The following is a 19,357-nucleotide window of genomic DNA, read 5'->3' as shown; positions in this document are numbered from 1 at the left end:
GCCCTTTCACCCCGCTTCCCACCCGTTTTAAGGAAGGGACCTGCGGTCCCTTAGACCCTGGTGGGGGAGGGCTTCGCCCTGTGACCCTTTTAAAACAATTTTTTTGTAAGTTGCGCTTAGATTTTGATAGCGCCCTTTCACCCCGCTCCCCACCCGTTTTATGGAAGGGATCTGCGGTCCCTTAGACCCTGGTGGGATAGGGCTCCGCCCTGTGACCCTTTTAAAACATTTTTTTGTAAGCTGCGCTTAGTCGTTATTTGCGCCCCTTCGCCCCGCAGCCCACCCATAAGGAAAAGAGATCTTTCCCTTTCACCCCGCGGCCCGCCCGTTTTTAAGGAAGGGACCTGCGGTCCCTTTAACCCAGCTTGCTTACCATTATGGAAGGGACCTGAGGTTCTTAAAATCTGCTCCCCACCCACAATTGGATTAGAAATTGAAAGTTGCAAAGTAATCATCCAACGTTTCGGCTCTTCTTATCATTTTGAATTCTCTATCTTTGGTGAACAAATACTCAGCAGATCTTAATTTTCCATTATAGTTATATCCCATGGAGTATCCATGTGCACCAACATCATGAAAAACTAAGACGTCTCCTCGTTCCAATTTTGGTAATAATCGATTTGTTGCGAGTTTGTCGTTGTTTTCGCATAACGATCCCACTACATCGTACAACTCTGTTTTTTCATCAGAGTTTTTATTTAAAACCGTTACATGATGATAAGCCTTGTACATAGCGGGTCTCAATAAATTTGCAGAGTTAGCGTCAATTCCCGCATATTTTTTGTAAGAATCTTTTATATGCAAGACTCTTGTAATGAGGTAACCATTAGGACCCGTGATGTATCTCCCATGCTCCATATATATCTTTGGAGGTTTTAGTCCATTTTCCAGTAAAATATCCTCATACATTTTTTTTATTTGACGTGATATGTAGTATATATCAAGTTCCTTTTCTTCAGGTTTATAAGGTATACCAAAACCGCCACCGAGATTAATGAATTCAAAATCTATCCCCAATTTTTTATTCACTTCCACAGCGGTTTCAAAAAGAAATTGGGCGACTTTTATGATATTTTGAGGGTTCAATTCGTTTGAGATCAACATCGCATGCAGTCCGAATCTTTTAACCCCATAATCTTTAAGTCTCGCGAAACCATTTATAAGATCTTTTTTTGGTACTCCAAATTTTGATTCCTTTAAATTCCCTATTATCTCGTTCCCAAAATCCCCGCCTGGATTATATCTGATGGACATCAAGTCAGGCAACGCATGCTTTTCTTTTAATAAATCAATGTGACTTACATCGTCAAGATTCAAAATAGCGTTTAAAGATAAAGCCTTTTCATACTCTTGCAATGGGGTATCATTGGATGTAAAGAGAATCTCACTATTCACGAACCCGCTTTTTTCTGCTGCCACCAGTTCTGCCATTGAGCTGCAATCTACTCCACAACCTTCTTCTTTTGTGATCTTTAATATGTTGGGATTAGGGGTTGCCTTCACAGCAAAAAACTCTTTGAAATCAGCCCAAGAAAAAGCATCTTTTAATGTTCTTATTCTATTTCTTATACCTTCTTCATCGTAGAGATAAAAAGGTGTTTGTACGCTCTTTAATAAAGTATTTAACTCTTTCTCTGAAAAGGGAAGTTCTTTTTTCAATCCCTGCACCTCAGTTCAATTCCCTGTGTTTTTGAAGTATTCTAATTGCATTGGTAGCAGCACCAACTCTTATATTATCCGCTATAACCCACATCAAAAAGGTTTTTTCTTCGATCTTTCTTATTCTAGAGACAAATGTAATATCACTTCCCGCAACTTCTACGGGGGTGATTTTTTCCTCGTTGTACTCGACGTTTGGAGTTGATTCAACCAATTTTATAATATCATCAACAGAAGAATCCAACTTTGTTCTGAAGAAAATCGATTCAGAATGTCCGTAGAGTACAGGCACTCTAACGGTGGTTGGAAATATTTTCATCTCTTTATCAGAAAAAATTTTTCTAGTTTCGTTTATCATCTTTTCTTCTTCAAAAGTAGACCCATTCTCTTTTTTTTCTCCTATCAATGGTATAACGTTGTTCTTTATAACCCTTGGAAAATGTTTCACTTCGTTTATCCCTTTTTCTTGGTTTAAAAGTTCGATTATACCCTTGTTTCCAGCGCCAGATACTGCCTGATATGTAGAGACAACTATCTCTTTTAAACCTAACTCACGATGTATGCCATTAAGGGCCAAAACCATTTGAATGGTTGAACAGTTAGGGTTTGCAATTATTCCTTTATAATTTTTCAACAACTCTGCATTAATTTCTGGAACAACAAGTGGAATCGTTTCGTCCATCCTAAATTGTGAAGAATTGTCTATTACAACATTTTCGGATTTTTGTGCTATGGGAGCGAATCTTTTTGACACCGAGGCGCCTGCCGAGAAAAAAAGGTAATCAAACTTCTCTTTCATATTTTCTTCTTGTAGCTTTTCCACGGTATATCTTTTAGAACCGACCTCGATCTCTTGCCCTTGAGACCTTTCCGATGCAAACAAACGCAATTCGGAAATTTCGTTTATTAGTTTGTATTCTTCAAATAACTTTAAAAATGTTCTTCCTACCTCACCGGTAGCTCCTACAACTCCGACTTTCAAAAAAAGCACCTCCAAAAAATCGAAGACCTCTCACAGTGGAGAGGTCTTAATAATAAGAAAATATTTTTTCCCATTTTCAGCGGCTCTCCACGTTCTTCACGTGACAGTTATGTAGGTATTCCCCACATACCCAGAAGTCAGAAGATGAGGGCTTTCTTCTTACTTCTTCGGCAACCTCGCCTTTCGCTTCTTCTAAAATACCCTCTACAAACAGAAGAAGTTACTCTTCTCGGTTGCGCCTCCGCTTTAAATAATTAACTTTGTTATAAGATAACATATTCAAATAACACAAAGAATAACAAAAAGTTACTTTTTGATTATTGTTGAAATTATTGTTTTAGTTTATTCCAAGCATACTATCTATTTTGTTTTTATCAAAACCGATTATATAATGATTTCCAATTTGAATTACCGGTGTCCCCATTTGATGAGTTCTTCGAACTAATTCTTCTGCCGCTTTTGCATCTTTTGAAACATCAACTTCTTTAAATTTTATTCCTAAACCTCTAAAATACGATTTGGCTTTTCTACACCAAGGACAACTTGGAGTTGTATAAACCTTTATCTTTACATGTTGCATGTTGTTCTTCCACCTCCTATACCCTATATAGGTATTTTTTATTATAATAACAGAATTTTATAATATTTCTTTTAAGAAGAAGTAAATATAATTTTGTAAAATAGAGATATATAAATATCAATTTCACGTTTAAAACACGAGGTGATGAACAACGGACTATATTTTTAATTATCCTAAAACCCCAATAAATTACAAAGTAAGAGATGAAAACGATTATTCTGTTTATACTTTCGACACGGTATATACTGACCCTATCTACAAAGAGAACGAAACTCAGGTCATTCATATGTTTAAACCAGAACAAAAAGTTAAAGGAGATATAGTCTTTCTGCACGGTATTGGACCCAACAACGTTCCATACCTTGAATGGTACGGGAGGTATTTTAAGAAATTTGGCTACAGAACAAGTGTTGTGATCCTTCCTTACCATCTAAGTAGAAAACCAAATGATATAGAAGATGGTGACCCTTATTATTCACCCGAGCCAAAGGAATGCACCATACTTTTTCACAATTCTGTAAAAGACGTTCGAAGGACAATAGATTTACTTGAAACCTTCGATGATTTTTCCGAAAATCACTTGTACTTAATGGGGGTATCTTTTGGAGGAATCATTGGTACAATGGCTTTAGCTCTCGATAAGAGGATTAAAAAAGGAATCTTGATGATCACAGGTGGGAATTGGAGATGGATAAACTTTTACTCACCATATACGGAAAAAGTCAGGGAAAGATACGCAAAAGAAAAAAATTCTTTTGGTTGTGATTCCGAGGAGTTTTGTAAAAAATTTAGAAGTGATGCGGCAAACTTTGTAAAAAATAATATCAATTCTATAGATGATATATTCCAAAAAACACCTATCACTTGTTATCATTACGACTCTCTGAGTTATGCTAAGTTCGTTAATCAACCTGTCCTTTTTATAAAAGCTCTTTTCGATAAGATCATGCCACATAAAGCCACAAATGACCTTCAACATTTATTACCAAATAAAAAAGTGAAAAGTTTATTGGCAGGACATAAATCAAGTTATATATTCAAAAGAATCGTGGGGCGTTGGGTGATTAATTTTATAGAAAAAGACCAACCCCAAGAGATTTGGGAGAAAAGTAATAAAAGAGAAGAAGTTTTAGAATCAAACCGTTAGATCCAAAGTTAATCCTAAAATAAACTCCAAATCTAAAGAAGAGCTGTTACTTTTATAAATTTCTAAAGAGTGAAGGGTGTTGAGTAACTTTTTTATTTTTTCAGGGTCTGTTTCGGCTCTTAATTCATTCATTATTTTTTGAATTTCTTTTTCGATCCTTTGCTTTATATCTTCCGTTTCGTTGACTTTTTTCTCTGTATTTTGCAGTTCATAAGCGGAATCTTGTGGAGTACTTTTGCTTATTTCTTTTCTATACAGAATAACAGCTTTAGATTTTCCTCCAACGGCGGCCAAAAAACCCCCTCTTCTTTTAAGATTAAGGTCGATGTCTGTATATATAACAATTCCACCTTTTTTCAGAGCCTGAGATTTAAATTGATTTATATTTCCCAACTCATGGGCCGCCACCCTAAGTATACTCAAAGATGCAGGAGAACTATTAGACAACCCTGGTTCACCTGGGTCTAATTTGTAGCCCAAGTATGGGTTAAAATTCTCTGGTTTGATGGAATCAATCATAAAATCACCTTTCTCTTGGAGGGATAGAGACGAATAAAGGATCTTACATTTTACTGATTGAGATAAAAAAAGATTGTATAGTAAACTTACATCACAAAGAGATAAAGATCAATAAAGGTTTGTATGCCTATATAGGTTCCGCTATGAAAAACCTCTACCAAAGAGTGGGTAGACATATGACTTTCAAGGAGAAGGCATATCAAAAACACTGGCATATAGATGGTATTTTAGAGAACAAAGCAAACAAAATAATATTTATCGCTATGCTACCTTCACACAAACGCCTTGAAGAAGATATCTCCAAAGAATTTGCCCAGAAATTTCAGTTTATTGAAGGTTTTGGTGCATCTGATTTAACTGTAAAATCAAATCTTTATCTCATTGATAATATCGACTATTTTTTTGAAATTATTAAAAACTTTATTCTCTAAGGATAGTCTTAATCGTCATTCTTATTCTTACTTCATCTATTATATCGAAAACAATATCAATTTTACCTTTTTCCGAGTTGTTTTTTAAATTTTGATAATTTCCTTCTATTTGCATTTCATCTATTTCGATATTGGGTGTAGACATACTCAAGTTAACGATTTGTTTGCCTTTACTGAAGTTTTTCACACTGATCAAAAGGTCTACTATTCGGGAATTTGCCGATTTAACTTCAACATCAGACAATTTTTCTATTTTATACTGTACATCCCAACTCTCACCTAAGTTTATCTTGAACGTGTCTCCAACGGGAGTATCATTAATGTACGCTAACTTTATTGGAAAACTTTCACTATCGAATTCCTCATGGATCCAAACCTTTCCCGAAGGTAACTCTATTCCTAAACCATTGTATTTCGTGTTTTCTACGTGTCTGATTATCTCGGTTTTTGTATAATTTGTTATATTGGTGTACAAAGAAAAATTAATTACGTTTCTGTCTTCATATGACAATATATCGTTTTGGGATATCCTAACGTTCATTAAACTATTTTGAAAATTGACTCTTCCAAGATTCATTGTATAAGTTTGACTTAGAATTGCTTCTTGTGCAACTATTTCAAAATCATCTTCACTTGCCATACGTGTGTTACTCAATAACTTTGTACTCTCTAAGTAATCGCGAGGAGACAAGTTAAGATATTCGTTGACTAAGTATAGATTGGTTTGCCCAACAGGAACACCGTTGATTTGAACGTTTTTGCTGAAAGTTCCGTCATTTTTCATTTCATAGATAATTTCCCATGAACCCTCTCCCTTTAAAGCAATTACGGCGTTCTTAGGGTTTTTCAATAAAATTTGAGTAGGGGGTTGAATCTTATCTTTATTCTTTTCATCGGTAACGCACCAACGATTTAATTGAGGATTGAAAAATAGAATTTCATTTGTTCCAACAATCTTGTAAATGTCCTCATCTATAGCTTCGATAGATTTTTGAGTGTAATCTTCCAATGAAGTGATCTTAAAAGGGAAATGTTGATACACCTTTTTGAGTTCCCAAGAATCCACTCCACTGATCCAAAGCACGTCAAAACCCTCAGGAACAAAGAATGAGGTTTCGTTAGAAACTGTATAGAACAGTTGAACATCTTTAAAGATAAAGGTATAATTCTCAGAAAGAACCGTTATACTTAAAAAAACGATGAGCATAAAAAATACATACATTTTCTTCATGAAATTCATCTCCTTTTGATTTATTAAAAGGACCTGCGGTCCTAGCCCAGTAAGGGGAGAGCTCCGCCCTGTGATCCTTTTTTAAAAGCAGAATTTTCTTTATAAAACTATCTATATCTATAGCGCCCTTCCCCCGCTCCCCACCCATAAGGATAAAGGAGCCCTTACCTCTTCGCTCCGCATCCCGCCTTTTTTTATTGAATATGATATTTTTCAACTAGATCATCGAGTATCTCTCTAGCAATAGGTGCTGCACCAGTGGATCCCATCCCTCCATTTTCTATAATGACCACAATCGAGTACTGTGGGTTATTTGCTGGTAAAAAACCAGCGAACCATGAATGAGCAGGTTTTCCACCTCCTACTTCTGCGGTACCTGTCTTTCCGGCTACAGTTATGGGGAAATCGCTAAACGATTGATAAGCAGTACCTTCTTCACCAGGTGGTCCACTGAATGAGGTTACTTCTACCATACCTTGGTAAATGTATTTCAGATATTCTTCGTTCATTTCGTAAGAATCTCTAAGTAAAGGCACATTTTGATTTATGATATTTCCAAAAGCATCTTCTTCCTTTTTAAATAAGCTGAATTGATAATATTCACCTTGTGTAGCAAGAATATTATATATTCTTAGAATTTGAAGGGGAGTCATTGTGACGTAACCTTGACCTATATACGTTAATAATGTTTCTCCTGGATACCATATGGTATCGAATTTCTCATATTTCCATTCTGGATCTGGAAAGATACCAGCTTTTTCATTTGGTATTTCTATGCCTGTTTTAGAGGTAATATCAAATCTATCCGCAACACTATTCAAGTAGTCTATCCCCAACTTTTCTCCAAGCCAATAATAATAAGAGTTAACCGATGCCCTCAGGGATTTCACCAAATCGGTTTCACCATGTCCCAATGTATACCAATCGTAATAAGATGCGATAATGTTACCTTGAGAGTTTTTTAAATCGTATCTTCCAGTCGAATTTATGGTTGCTTGTGGAGATATACCCCCTTCAAGGGCAGCATATGCAACAAAAGGTTTTATAATAGACCCGGGTGGATACAATGCAGATGTAGCTCTATTTAACAAAGGCATATTATTATCATTCAAAATTCTTTGAAACTCTAAATTACTCATTCCTTGAGCAAACAAATTAGGATCTACGGAAGGATAACTAACAAATACTAATATTTCTCCGGTTTTTGGTTCTGAGATTATCACCGAACCATTGTAGTTATTTTCTTTTAAATAATTGTATGCCTTTATCTGTAAATCTAAATCTAATGTCAAATAAATATTGTTTCCATTAATAGAATGTGCGTTGGCTATAGTAGGTGAAACGGATTCATTTGTTGCAATATTGATCATTTTGTACCCTGGCTGACCCTGTAATTTTTTATCAAACACCAATTCCAATCCTGACCTTGGAGTACCTTCATTGTCAACATAACCTAAGACATGGTATAAAGATTCGTGGGCATACTTTCTTATATATCTTTCTTCAACTTGTAGATTTTTGTCAATATTTGCTATCTTTTGAGCTGTCACTGAATTTATTTCCAAATTCACTCTTTTTTGAAAATTTAATTTATCTATTACGGTATACGGATTATCTACCACACCTTTTAGAACTTGGTACAATTCAGCTTCTGTTTCTTCACTCAACGTTCCTCCTAAATTCGTTAAATTATATATCCTTTGGTTCCATGCCAACAAATTCCCATTTCTATCGTATATATTTCCTCTTTTAGGAGAATCTTTTACAATTCTTGTTGATAACTCTTGAACTTCCATCGTGTATTTATTCCAGTTTAAAATCTGCAATTGAAATGATCTAGCAAAAAGTAATATAATACCCAGAAAAAATAAAGAAAACAATATTTTAACTCTTTTTTCTTTCATCCAAAACCAGCCTCATGTTCATAAAATATAATACAAAGATGATTATCATGTCTAAGAAAAAAGGATAAAGAGAAGAAGTAATGACACTCATATACAATGACAAAACACCCGTGTATATCAATGCTTTAATTAAAGTCATTTCCAACTGATGTAAGAAAAAGTTGATGAGAAGGAATATAGCGAAAAATATTATCGCGAGGAATCCCAATTCAAACCTTGAATTGAAATAAAAAATAGTATATATAAATACGAAAAAAAGAAGTCTATGGTCATCTTTTTCAAGATTTGACACATATAAGACAATTATAGGAAAGACAAAAAAAAGAATTTCTCCTAACCATCTATCAAATGAAGCGGTAATTAGAGCTAATAAAAAATAAATCAAATACATCATATATTCTCACTTCTTCTGTTTAGTAAGGAAAAAAGTACACTAAAAAATCATCAATCACCAGAGGGTTGAAAAGATAAAGGTCTCCATATTTAGAAACAATTTCACCTGATAAAAATATACCTTCTTTTTCTACGCTCTTTACATAAGCCGGAAGATCTATGTCTAGGTGTTCTTTCATTACAACATTATAATTATCAGGTATTTCGACCAATAAATTGCCTTTATCTTCTTTTATTAAAACATCTACAACCCCTATTTTTCCAAAAAATTGTTGGTTCCCCCAACCTAATTTTCTCACCACTACTCTATCTGAGAATGTATTTTCAACAAAACCCAAAAGATTTCCATCTGTAGAAACAGCTAAATAACCTTTTTCTAAATTACCTTCATTGTTCGTTAAAACGTTAAAAGAACGATTAGTTTCATTTAAAATTATACCTCGAGGGATCGTTAAATTTATATTTTCACTACTTTTACTTTCAATTATATAAAGAGGCTCTTTTTTGAGTTCATCTAAGATACTAGAAATTTTTTCAGCGCTTACATTCCTTTCCGAAATTTTAGAATGAAACAGTGAAAAAACCATATCAAACGAGTATGTTAGCGGATCTAAAATACCACCTAAGTTCTCAAAAGTATTAAATAATATTGAAATAAAGATCAAAATTACTAAAAATAATATCCCAAAATATCTCATATTAAGCTTTTTGAGATATACTTTTTATAAGATTAATCTTGTCAATAACCATTCCAGCCCCTCTAGCCACACAAGTTATTGGATCATCCGCTATTACAACTCTTATCAACGTTTCTTTTTCTAGCAACTCCTTTATACCTTTAATCATCGCTCCTCCACCAGCTAAAAATATACCTCTATTAACGATATCATACAAAAGTTCAGGTGGAGTTTCTTCAATGGCCAATTTAATATTTTCAACTATCTTGGAAACAGGGACTCGCATTGCATTTCTTATCTCTGAGCCTGTGATCGTAACACTCTTTGGAAGTCCAGATAGAACGTCTAAGCCTATCACTTCCATACTTAAATCACTGTATTGGGGGCTATCAAAAACATTACCAATCTCAATTTTTATCCTCTCAGCGGTTTTTTCTCCTATTACCATATTGTATTTTGATTTTATGTGATTGATAATTTCTTGATCGATCAGATCTCCCGCTACCCTTATAGATTTGGATAATACAATATTTCCTAATGAAATTACAGCTATTTCTGTGGTACCTCCACCTATATCTACAATCATATTACCGGATGGTTCTTCTACATCTAAACCAGCGCCAATAGCCGTTGCCATAGCTTCTTCAATTAAAAAAGCTTTACTAGAACCGGCATCCAAAGCAGCTTCTCTCAGAGCATTTCTTTCTACTTGAGTTGCATCTGTAGGTATTCCCACAACTACAGATGGTTTAAAAAAGCTAAAACCATTCAATGCTGTGTTTATAAAGTATTTAAGCATAGTCATAGCGACATTATAATCTGCTATTACACCCTCTTTTAGTGGTCTAACGGCGATTATATTAGCAGGTGTTTTTCCAATCATTTTCTTAGCTTCTTTTCCTACTTTAAGCAATTCTGACGTTTCTTTATTGATAGCTATAACGGAAGGTTCATTTAGAATTATCCCTTTACCTTTCATATAAACTAAGGTGTTTGCTGTTCCCAAATCGATACCAAGATAAGGCCTCAAATACGATCGCATTATATAAAAGTCCTCCTTAAAAGTATATTATGCTCTCTTTAGAAACTCTAAAAACTGTGTTAGCGCCCCTTCGCCCCGCAGCCCACCCATAAGGAAAAAGAAGGTAAGGTTTCGCTCCGATGCCCACCCATAAGGATAATAAGGGTTTGCCTTTCCCTTCTGCAGCATACACATTTTATTTAGAATATTCCTAATCAGCTAACTAATAATTAGTATAACACAAACAACTCATTATTGATGTTGTGGAAACATAAATGTAAATTCTCGTAATTGACAAATATAAAATAAAAATTTATAATATTAACCGACTTGTTTAATTAACTGTGCATTTTTGATAGTTTATTGGAGGAACCTTGAATGCAAATAGGTGAAAAGATAAAAAGTCTTAGAATAATGAGAAACATGACCCAAGAGGAACTCGCAACTAGATCTGATTTAACAAGAGGTTTTATTTCCCAAGTTGAAAGGGATTTAGCTTCCCCAACTGTTGAAAATTTGGAAATGATACTAAGAGCCTTAGGAACAGATTTGAAAGATTTTTTTTCAAATCTTGAAAATAAGGAAAAGATTGTTTTCACAAAAGAAGATCGAATACCTATATATGATACACCAAAAGGAGTTAAAGAAGAACTTCTTTTAACAACGTCGGAACCAAAAAATATAGAACCTTCTTTAGTGGTTTTGCAACCAGGTTGTTCGACTGATATCGAAAAACCCCATGAAGGTGTGGAATTGGGATATGTGATCGAAGGAGAGATAGAGTTATACCTCAACAAAGAAGTTTATCTAGTACGTAAAGAGGAAACTTTTTTTTATTCAGCCAATAAGAAACATTTCATAAAAAATAAAAGTACTTCAAAAACAGCAACTCTAATATGGATAGAAATATTTTAAAGGAGGATTGAGAGATGGCAAAATCCCTAGGAAGACATTTAATATCAGAATTATACGATTGCGATGAAGAGATACTAAACGATGTTCAACAAATAGAATATTTAATGAAAAAAGCAGCCATTGAATCGGGGGCAACAATAGTTACTTCTACATTTCATAGATTCTTACCACATGGGGTAAGTGGAGCAATAATTGTTTCTGAATCTCATTTGGCAATACACACTTGGCCTGAATATAATTATGCTTCTTTAGATATATATACTTGTGGAGATTCTGTCGATCCATGGAAAGCTTTTTACTATTTGAAAGATGCTTTAAATTCAAAAAGACAGGAGAGTCAAGAATTTAAGCGAGGAGTCTTTTCTACTATTGGAATTCCTGAAAATTCGTTGCATAAAGTTGAGGTGAGTTGATGGCTGAAAATAATTATACCTTTCCACATACTATTTTTACCGAGTATGATAAAGCACATAATGTGGGAGTCTTTACAGAAACAACTAATCATATTTATACCGAGCAAACAGAATATCAAAGAATAGATATATACGAAACCCCCGCGTTTGGAAAACTATTCTCGTTAGATGGAGTCATTATGACGAGAGATTCAGATGAATTTGTTTATCATGAAATGATCTCACACGTTCCTTTGTTCATACATCCTAATCCCAAGAAGGTTTTGATAATCGGTGGAGGGGATGGAGGAACTGTCAGAGAAGTATTGAAACATGATTCAGTAGAGAAAGTGGTTCTTTGTGAATTGGATAAAAAGGTTATAGAAGCTGCTTTAAAGTATTTACCTAACATTTCTTATGAGTTAAAAAATCCAAAGGTGGAATTGGTTTATGAAGATGGGAGTAAATTCGTTTCTCAATTTAAAGATGAATTCGACGTTATATTGATTGATTCCACAGATCCCACTGAAGGTGAAGGAGGACTGCTTTTCACCGAAAAGTTTTATCAAAATTGTTTTGAAGCCTTGAATGAAAATGGAGTTTTTTCCGCACAAACCGAGGAGCCTTTTTTAAAGAAAGAATGGATGGTAAGAGCGTATAGGAGAATCAGCAATACCTTCAATATAGCACGATTGTATATGGGTTATGTACCTCAATATATGCCGGGTACGTGGACATGGACGTTTGCCTCAAAAAATTTGGATCCAATAAAAGATTTTGACCCTGAAAAAGTTAAAGAGTTTAATAAAGAACTTAAATACTACGATGAAGAAGTACATGTTGCATCTTTTTCTCTACCTGTTTTTGTAAAAAAATTAATTAGTGAATTCAGTAAATAATGACGGACAATTGTCCGTCTATTTTTCTAAAACAATCAAACTACGTATATATTTGTCTTATTATATATTTTTTCTAGTTCTGAATAGACGAATTCGATCATTTCACTTTTTAATTCCTCAGGGTAGGTGGATACACCATTTGTGGTTTGATAAGGAAAAAAAGCAATCGGGGATTTAAAAAACTTTTTAAATCTTTTTAGATAGTCAACTGGAATTCTAAATACTCCTAGTGTAATTGCGTTAATCTTTTGTAGGTTAATTTTTTTAGATATCGAGTTAATAAACTCCTTGTATTTCTCTTGCCAATTTTCTCCGATATAAAGTATAGGATCCAACGCTAAATTGATTTTCCACCCTTTTTGTAGCAATTGAGATATAGCCATTAACCTTCTTTCTAAAGAGGGGGTGTTTTTTTCATATTTTTCTATTACTTCCTGTGGGGATATGCTCCATGTAATGATCAAATTTTCTAATGGAGAGTAATTCAGGAATTTTTTATAATTGGTTGATTTAGTGCGGATTTCTATAGTTATCAGAGGGTTTGCCTCAGCAAAATCTATCCATTCTTTTAAAAATGGATAGATTCCTTCAAAAAGAAGGATGTCTGAATCATACGATATACTTAGATAAATTTTTCCTTGACCCCGTTCGGGGCGTTCTTTAATCTCGTTTATCAATCTGCTTAATTCATGAAAGTAATCTGAGAGATTAACAAAGAATAAAATGTGGGAAGAGAAGTTCATGCCTTTCAAATAACAGTAATCGCAATCGAATAGACAATTAACTATGAAATTTGTGTAGTAGAAATTTTGTTGTTCAAAATCATGGCACAAAGGTGACCCTTTATAGATAAAATCACCCTTGTTAACTGCCAGAATCAGAGACGGTGAGAGCTTTTGTAGAAAAGGGTTTTGGTTTTTCCTGGAGAATATTTCATTGTAATTATCAATATAGACTATCTTACTTTTGTTGAGTTTGCTTGTAATTTCATTGGTTAGTGGATAATTTAAAGCATCTTTTTCGATGTAGATGTGTGAGAAAGTTTCATTTGTATAGTTTTGTTTTGAGATCTTCAAAAATCGCATCCCTTTCTTTTTTACTTTTCGGAATGTAGTTAAAATATTCTTTTAAGAATAAAGGACTTACTTTTTTATTCGATTTGAAATATGCATATGCATTTTCAAGTTGTTTGGTCTGTGAGAACGTTAGTTTCAAAGTAATAGATATCTTTTTTATAATTTCTTCGTCTTGTTGTTGAAGAATAGGTTGAAATAACTTTAGTAGAGAACTCACCAATTTTGTGAAAGAAAAAATTTCTTCTAATTTATCGTAAATCAACTCATCTATATATTTGTTAGTCAGTTTTTCTAATGGTTGATTTTTACTCACTTTATCAGAGACTATTTTTAGCACATATACCTGATGCACAGGCAAAAATTTTGAAGCAATTTCAAAAAAAGCCGATGATTCCATATCGACTAGATCTTCTTCAAATTCATAATTGCTGTGGAGAGTATCTATACTTTGTATAGAGCCTTCTTTTAGGTTGTGTTTGACTAAGATATCCGTATAGTACTTTCTTTTTTTCTCATAATCTACTACTTTATTAACTAAAACTAGATCGCCTACATTAAATTTGTTATTTAAACTACCGCATATTCCTAAATTTATTGCATAATCACTATGGTTAAGATCCTTTAAGGTATCTTTCAATAAATAAGATGTAGCTCCGGCTGCATTGATTTTTCCTACCCCTGATATTACAAGATGAACTTCTTCGTTTTGATAAGTCTCAAAAGGTCTATCTGTTGTTTTTTTTAAATTTAAATATTTTATTATCGCTCGTGCTTCAATGTCTATTGCAGAGATTATATAAAGCATGTAATTCCCTCAGAACAGTTTCTTTTCTCTCAAATTGGCTTTTTCTTTTTGCTGGGTCAGACTTTCCACCTCGCCACCTTCGAGAGAAAAAGTGATTTCGTACGATCCATCGATCAGTAAAAATATATTCACTTTTAATTCATCTACATACTTTTTTAGAATCTCAAATTCTAGCTTTTGGTCTGAAGAAAATTTGAAGTGTATTTTATCGTTTTCAATTTCTGGATTTGAATAAAGCAAAGCGAAGTATATCGCCATGTTGGACTTCTTTTCATGTGGGTCACTGAAGTAATCAAGGATTTTCTTCATAATTGGGTGTTGAGTTTCGTTGGGAACGGATTCTGTGGCTACTTGTTTTCTATTTGGAGTTTTTTTATTTTCATGGGGCAAAGGCACGGAAGTAGTTGAATTTTTGTACATGAAATCTAAGATCTCCACATCGAAAATCAACCTTTTATTTTCACTGTATTTTAAATCTTTAAGTATATTGTTGAAGGCACCCATTAGTTGAATTAAGTTATCTTTTTTATTAGTAATTAGTGATTCAAATATGTATTCTATGGCCTGCTCCAAAAGAATTTCTGGATCTTTTCCTAAATTGAACAGATCTTCAGATTGTGCCAAAAATTCATCAATTTTTGAATTATAGACATTTTCTACGAATTGAGCGATAAAATTTTCATCGAACAAACCTAATATTTCAAGGGTATCTTGATGGGTGATCTTCATCTCTCCAAATTTTTCTACTTGTTCCAACATAGATATGGCATCTCTCATCCCACCTTTTGCCCTTTTAGCTATGATCTGCAGGGCATCTAACTCATATTCTATACCTTCAGAGCTTGCTATATTTTTCAAACCTTCTACTATATCTTTCTGACCTAAATTTTTGAAGTTTATAATTTGAGCCCTAGAAATGATGGTATCAGGAACTTTTTCCAAATTTGTGGTCGCTAAAATAAAAACGACATGTGAGGGTGGTTCTTCTAACGTTTTTAATAGCGCGTTGAATGCTTCCCTTGTCAACATATGAAATTCATCGATTATATATACTTTGTATTTCCCATAAACAGGTCTGTAATTGGAGGAGTCTCTGATGTTTCTAATTTCGTCTATTCCTCTATTCGAAGCCGCATCCATTTCTATTACATCCAAAAAACTGTTGTTGTTTATAGAAATGCAGTTCTCGCATTTATTACATGGATTGTATCCTTGAGGATCCTTACAATTTAATACTTTGGCGAGTATCCTGGCTGTAGTGGTTTTTCCTGTACCCCGTGGTCCCGAAAAAATATATGCATGAGAAACCTCTTGCTTGTTTAAAGCATTTTTGAAGTATTTTACTACATGAGGTTGTCCTAAAATTTCATCAAAATCTAAAGGTCTGTATTTTCTGTATAAATTGTTGTTCATAAAATTCCCTCCGAATTGCCAACAAAATTTAAATTGTACACCTTGTTTTTCAATAACGATAAAACAACATCTTTGTTATTTTCTGATATTTCAAATATAAAATAGACTTCGTCTGAAAATTTTTGTTTGGTTATTTTGAAGTTATTTTGTTTTTGCATGAGGTTTTGTATGAAGGAAAAATTACTGTAATCACATTTTGCCTCGTAAATAAATGTCTTCTCATAGGTAACCACTTTAGAAGCTTTAACAACCTCTTCAGAAGTTTTAGAATATGCATCTATTAAACCCCGAATCCCTAATTTCACTCCTCCAAAATATCTCGTAACAACTAGTGCTACGTTTGATAGACCAAATTTTTCAATTACACCGTAAATAGGTTTACCCGCGGTGCCTGATGGTTCGTTGTTATCAGAGTAATTAGAGATTTCTCTTCCTTCCTCATGCACTTTATAAGCCCAACAGTTGTGTGTGGCGTTATTATATCTTTTAGAAATTTCTTTTACAAATTTTTGTGCTTCATCGATCGAGTTAACCTTTGCGATATTTCCAATAAATTTTGATCTTTCTACAGTGTACGTAACTTCGATCGGATCTTTTATGGATTTATAATTCAAAATTTATCTTGATCTTCCCTTCAAAATCATCGGTAATGTTAAATTTATTAGCCGCATTGGATTGGTTGGCAGAAACCTCATAGAATCCTGAGCTATCAACATGCAACAATAATTCGCCTTTTTTAACTTCAGAGTAGTTCTTCACGAATCTAACGACTTCTTTTATACCATTTATTTCAACAGTTACCTCTTTGCCTATATCTAAATGCTCAAGATAGTTGGAAGATAAATTAGTTTCTATATTACCAAAATCATCTGAATATAAATAATCACATATTACTTTGTTATCTTCAATGATAGGTTTTTGCACATCGAAAGTTATTAATTTTTCAGTTTTTGGTCCAAAATGATCAATACTAATACCTTTAGAAATGTATGCAGCTACTGGAGCAAATATATCACGCCCGTGAAATGTTGATGAATAATCAGTTTTATAGAAAAATCTATTGTCGGATAACTCAACAGATTCTTTAACTCCGAACTCTTGCATCAAAAAAGTAAATAACCCGTTATCTGGTCCAACAAAATAATAGTTGTACTTTGACGTTTTTAAAGCGATCGGTTTCCTGGAGCTACCTACGGTTGGATCAACAACACACAAAAAGACGGTCCCTTCTTCAAAATCTCGAGCAGCTCTTAAAATTAGAGCTGCATATTTCCTTATGTTAAAATGTCCTGCACTATGGGTTATATCAATTATATCAGTATTTTTATTTATCCTTTTTATAACGGATTTACACACGGAGACATAATACGAAGAAAGCCCCCAATCCGTTAAAAAGGCTATATGATTCATCGAATTATACCTCCCCTATGTTTCTTGTGTAGCTCGTAATAAAAGTAATGATGCCACACAGAAAACAATTCCAAAACCTAATAATATTAGAATTTCAAAACCTAGATCACTTAAGCCATACCCTAATACCGTTATTTTTCTCCAGCCATCTAAAGAGTATTTAACAGGAAATAGGTTCGCTATCTTTTCAAGAATACTTCCTGTAGGTATTGGGATCAAAACACCACCAAATACCAACATTCCTCCTATCATTGCCGTTACAAGAAAAGAAGCAGCACGAGCCGTTTTTAAAAAAGAAGATAAAAACAAACCAAAAGAGGTGAAAGAGAATACAGATACTAAAACGAGTAAGATCAAATTCCATGGATTAGCTTGTGATTCAACACCAAAAATTCTGAACATATACCACGAGAACATCCCGGCAACGAAACCTATTATTATGTACGATATTATTTTTGATAAAATGAATTCCCACGTTTTTAATCCGTTTGATATATATAGATCCAGTAATCCAACTTCTCTAGCTTGACCGATGGAAGAGGCTATTCCTATCATAGATAACAAAAGGATTACAACCACCGCTACGATAGGAGCAAACATATCATTAATCCCTAAATTTGTGGTTGGAGAAACAACCAAAGAACCATCCGAGGCGCTTGGTATAAGCATTTTTATCTCTGGCTTGGGCCTCGTTTCATCGATTCCAATACCTCCTTGAAGTAAGAACTCGGTAGTGGAGCCCACTTTTATTTCGGGTATCCCTGCAAGCTCATCAAAAACAGCTTTAAAACCGGTATAAACCATCATACTATTCTGAATTTTGTGAGGATTTGGTATGATGTATAAAACCGTTTGATTACGATCGATCAGATCTTGCGTAAAACCCTTTGGAATGATCAGTATTGAATCATAATTTGCCTCTCTAATTATTTGATTCAATTGTTCATCATTTTTAATTTCGATGGTGTTCTCAAAATTCAAAAATTGTTTTATCAAAATGAAACCGAAATTACCTAAAAGACTGTTATCTTCATTGTATAAGGCTAATTGGAAATCTTGCGCCATATCAGCAGGATAGAATGAAGAGCCAAAATAGGCTAAAATAACAGGTATTATAATACTTAAGATTAATACTCCTCGATTTCTCAATACTTTCTTTATCTCATACCATGACATCTTTAAAATTTTCATTGTCTATCTCCTCATTTCTTCTAAATGCTCGGATATTTTAAGTATGATACTTGGTGCCTCGTAAAAAGTCAGGGACTCATCTCCCACCAAAAGATATAACCCATAGGTGTTTATATACGGTTTATGCATCGTACTCATATTACTTGGCCAGATGAACATATCTCTTATTTTCGGGTAGTACAACTCTTGTTTCTTTTGCAATTTGAACATTCCGAAATCATCTATTTCGTTATAATCAATGAACCTCGTGTAATTCCCACTTCCCAACTTAGTGTTGAAAGCTATACCTTTGTCTGAAAAACCAAATGCGGCAGTAGATAAATTAGTTAATTGGTCGATGTTTCTAATCTGCCCCATTCCAAAAAAACATATTTCAAAATCCCAATCTTCCTTGGAATGGCCAGTTTCTTTTATATAATCTTTCAAATCGTCAACTATTTTTTCATCTCTTGAGGCAACGAAAATCAAAATTGCTGCGAAAGAGATATATAAAAATATCGGTATATTTGATAGCCCAATTATATTCATAAAAAGTTGTGAGATTAATAAGAGCGCTCCTTCTGTGATGAATGGTTTTGATCCCCTCTTTTTAAGTATAAAATATGAAATAATTAATGCAAGAGATGATATCCCAAAAAAGTACCATCCTTTTATGAAAAATTGTGTTAAAGGGATTAGCCCAAAGAAAATAGAAACTAACCGATACATATAT

Annotated in this window: 20 protein-coding genes and 1 riboswitch; of the genes, 5 read left to right on the top strand and 15 right to left on the bottom strand. The window is 33.8% G+C overall.

The features are described from left to right. Positions 1–426: 426 nt before the first annotated feature. The 3 genes from lysA to AA81_RS08955 all read right to left on the bottom strand — a co-directional run bounded on the left by lysA (position 427) and on the right by AA81_RS08955 (position 3,221). The gene (lysA, locus tag AA81_RS08965) at positions 427–1,668 is read right to left on the bottom strand and encodes a diaminopimelate decarboxylase (RefSeq protein WP_103898840.1); all 1,242 of its coding nucleotides are present in this window, start codon (positions 1,666–1,668) and stop codon (positions 427–429) included. Between the two features lies 1 nt (position 1,669). Beyond that, positions 1,670–2,641, bottom strand: coding sequence for an aspartate-semialdehyde dehydrogenase (locus AA81_RS08960; protein WP_103898839.1), 972 nt, complete (start codon positions 2,639–2,641; stop codon positions 1,670–1,672). Between the two features lie 72 nt (positions 2,642–2,713). Then, positions 2,714–2,893, bottom strand: a riboswitch (Lysine riboswitch). Positions 2,894–2,978: 85 nt separating this feature from the next. Beyond that, entirely contained in the window at positions 2,979–3,221 is a 243-nt protein-coding gene (locus AA81_RS08955) for a glutaredoxin family protein (protein WP_103079583.1), read from the bottom strand. Between the two features lie 286 nt (positions 3,222–3,507). Here AA81_RS08955 and AA81_RS08950 point away from each other — a divergent pair, with 286 nt between their 5' ends. Further along, positions 3,508–4,368, top strand: coding sequence for an alpha/beta fold hydrolase (locus tag AA81_RS08950; protein ID WP_103079582.1), 861 nt, complete (start codon positions 3,508–3,510; stop codon positions 4,366–4,368). Here the strand turns inward: AA81_RS08950 and AA81_RS08945 are convergent. After that, the gene (locus tag AA81_RS08945) at positions 4,357–4,887 is read right to left on the bottom strand and encodes a hypothetical protein (RefSeq protein WP_103079581.1); all 531 of its coding nucleotides are present in this window, start codon (positions 4,885–4,887) and stop codon (positions 4,357–4,359) included. The two genes, AA81_RS08950 and AA81_RS08945, sit on opposite strands and share 12 nt — an antisense overlap. Before the next feature lie 23 nt (positions 4,888–4,910). On the opposite strand from AA81_RS08945, the gene AA81_RS08940 reads away from it, so the two are divergent. After that, positions 4,911–5,318 carry a GIY-YIG nuclease family protein gene (locus AA81_RS08940; protein ID WP_342750135.1) on the top strand — a complete coding sequence of 136 codons (408 nt, stop codon included), beginning with the start codon at positions 4,911–4,913 and terminating at the stop codon, positions 5,316–5,318. Here AA81_RS08940 and AA81_RS08935 read toward each other — a convergent pair. The 4 genes from AA81_RS08935 to AA81_RS08910 form a co-directional block, all read right to left on the bottom strand. Further along, positions 5,308–6,549, bottom strand: coding sequence for a hypothetical protein (locus AA81_RS08935; protein ID WP_103076109.1), 1,242 nt, complete (start codon positions 6,547–6,549; stop codon positions 5,308–5,310). The two genes, AA81_RS08940 and AA81_RS08935, sit on opposite strands and share 11 nt — an antisense overlap. Positions 6,550–6,743: 194 nt before the next feature. Continuing rightward, a complete protein-coding gene (locus AA81_RS08925; RefSeq protein WP_103898837.1) occupies positions 6,744–8,453 on the bottom strand; it encodes a penicillin-binding transpeptidase domain-containing protein in 1,710 nt (569 codons plus the stop codon). Positions 8,454–8,866: 413 nt separating this feature from the next. After that, positions 8,867–9,511 (bottom strand): hypothetical protein, encoded by a 645-nt coding sequence (locus tag AA81_RS08915; protein ID WP_211292687.1) that lies wholly within the window; start codon positions 9,509–9,511, stop codon positions 8,867–8,869. 34 nt (positions 9,512–9,545) lie between these two features. Further along, entirely contained in the window at positions 9,546–10,565 is a 1,020-nt protein-coding gene (locus tag AA81_RS08910; RefSeq protein WP_103076104.1) for a rod shape-determining protein, read from the bottom strand. A gap of 357 nt (positions 10,566–10,922) precedes the next feature. Here AA81_RS08910 and AA81_RS08905 point away from each other — a divergent pair, with 357 nt between their 5' ends. Genes AA81_RS08905 through speE form a run of 3 tightly spaced genes read left to right on the top strand, consistent with a single transcriptional unit; the run spans position 10,923 to position 12,750 of the window. Then, positions 10,923–11,459 carry a helix-turn-helix domain-containing protein gene (locus AA81_RS08905; RefSeq protein WP_103076103.1) on the top strand — a complete coding sequence of 179 codons (537 nt, stop codon included), beginning with the start codon at positions 10,923–10,925 and terminating at the stop codon, positions 11,457–11,459. 14 nt (positions 11,460–11,473) lie between these two features. Beyond that, complete coding sequence (speD, locus tag AA81_RS08900; RefSeq protein WP_103898835.1) at positions 11,474–11,872, top strand: adenosylmethionine decarboxylase; 399 nt, start codon at positions 11,474–11,476, stop codon at positions 11,870–11,872. Next, entirely contained in the window at positions 11,872–12,750 is an 879-nt protein-coding gene (speE, locus tag AA81_RS08895; RefSeq protein ID WP_103898834.1) for a polyamine aminopropyltransferase, read from the top strand. The genes speD and speE overlap by 1 nt, the downstream gene beginning before the upstream one ends. A 35-nt stretch (positions 12,751–12,785) precedes the next feature. Here speE and AA81_RS08890 read toward each other — a convergent pair whose 3' ends face one another. From AA81_RS08890 to AA81_RS08860, 7 genes are read right to left on the bottom strand one after another with little or no spacing between them, the layout of a single operon-like run. Beyond that, positions 12,786–13,826: an SPL family radical SAM protein gene (locus AA81_RS08890; protein ID WP_211292686.1), complete on the bottom strand. Its 1,041-nt coding sequence runs from the start codon at positions 13,824–13,826 to the stop codon at positions 12,786–12,788. After that, complete coding sequence (locus AA81_RS08885) at positions 13,795–14,631, bottom strand: 5'-methylthioadenosine/S-adenosylhomocysteine nucleosidase family protein (RefSeq protein ID WP_103898832.1); 837 nt, start codon at positions 14,629–14,631, stop codon at positions 13,795–13,797. The genes AA81_RS08890 and AA81_RS08885 overlap by 32 nt, the downstream gene beginning before the upstream one ends. Positions 14,632–14,640: 9 nt before the next feature. After that, on the bottom strand, positions 14,641–16,044 hold the full coding sequence (gene dnaX, locus AA81_RS08880; protein WP_103898831.1) for a DNA polymerase III subunit gamma/tau: 1,404 nt from the start codon (positions 16,042–16,044) through the stop codon (positions 14,641–14,643). Beyond that, on the bottom strand, positions 16,041–16,658 hold the full coding sequence (locus tag AA81_RS08875; protein ID WP_103898830.1) for an IMPACT family protein: 618 nt from the start codon (positions 16,656–16,658) through the stop codon (positions 16,041–16,043). The genes dnaX and AA81_RS08875 overlap by 4 nt, the downstream gene beginning before the upstream one ends. Further along, entirely contained in the window at positions 16,648–17,454 is an 807-nt protein-coding gene (locus AA81_RS08870) for an SAM hydrolase/SAM-dependent halogenase family protein (RefSeq protein WP_103898829.1), read from the bottom strand. Before AA81_RS08870 ends, AA81_RS08875 begins: the two co-directional genes overlap by 11 nt. Positions 17,455–17,469: 15 nt before the next feature. Beyond that, complete coding sequence (locus tag AA81_RS08865; protein WP_103898828.1) at positions 17,470–18,645, bottom strand: ABC transporter permease; 1,176 nt, start codon at positions 18,643–18,645, stop codon at positions 17,470–17,472. Between the two features lie 3 nt (positions 18,646–18,648). Beyond that, entirely contained in the window at positions 18,649–19,353 is a 705-nt protein-coding gene (locus AA81_RS08860; protein ID WP_103079566.1) for a hypothetical protein, read from the bottom strand. Positions 19,354–19,357 lie beyond the last annotated feature (4 nt).

The sequence above is a fragment of the Petrotoga halophila DSM 16923 genome (assembly GCF_002924615.1).
The sequence above is the reverse complement of the archived record's forward strand: the minus strand, read 5'-3'. Positions and strand labels throughout refer to the sequence as shown.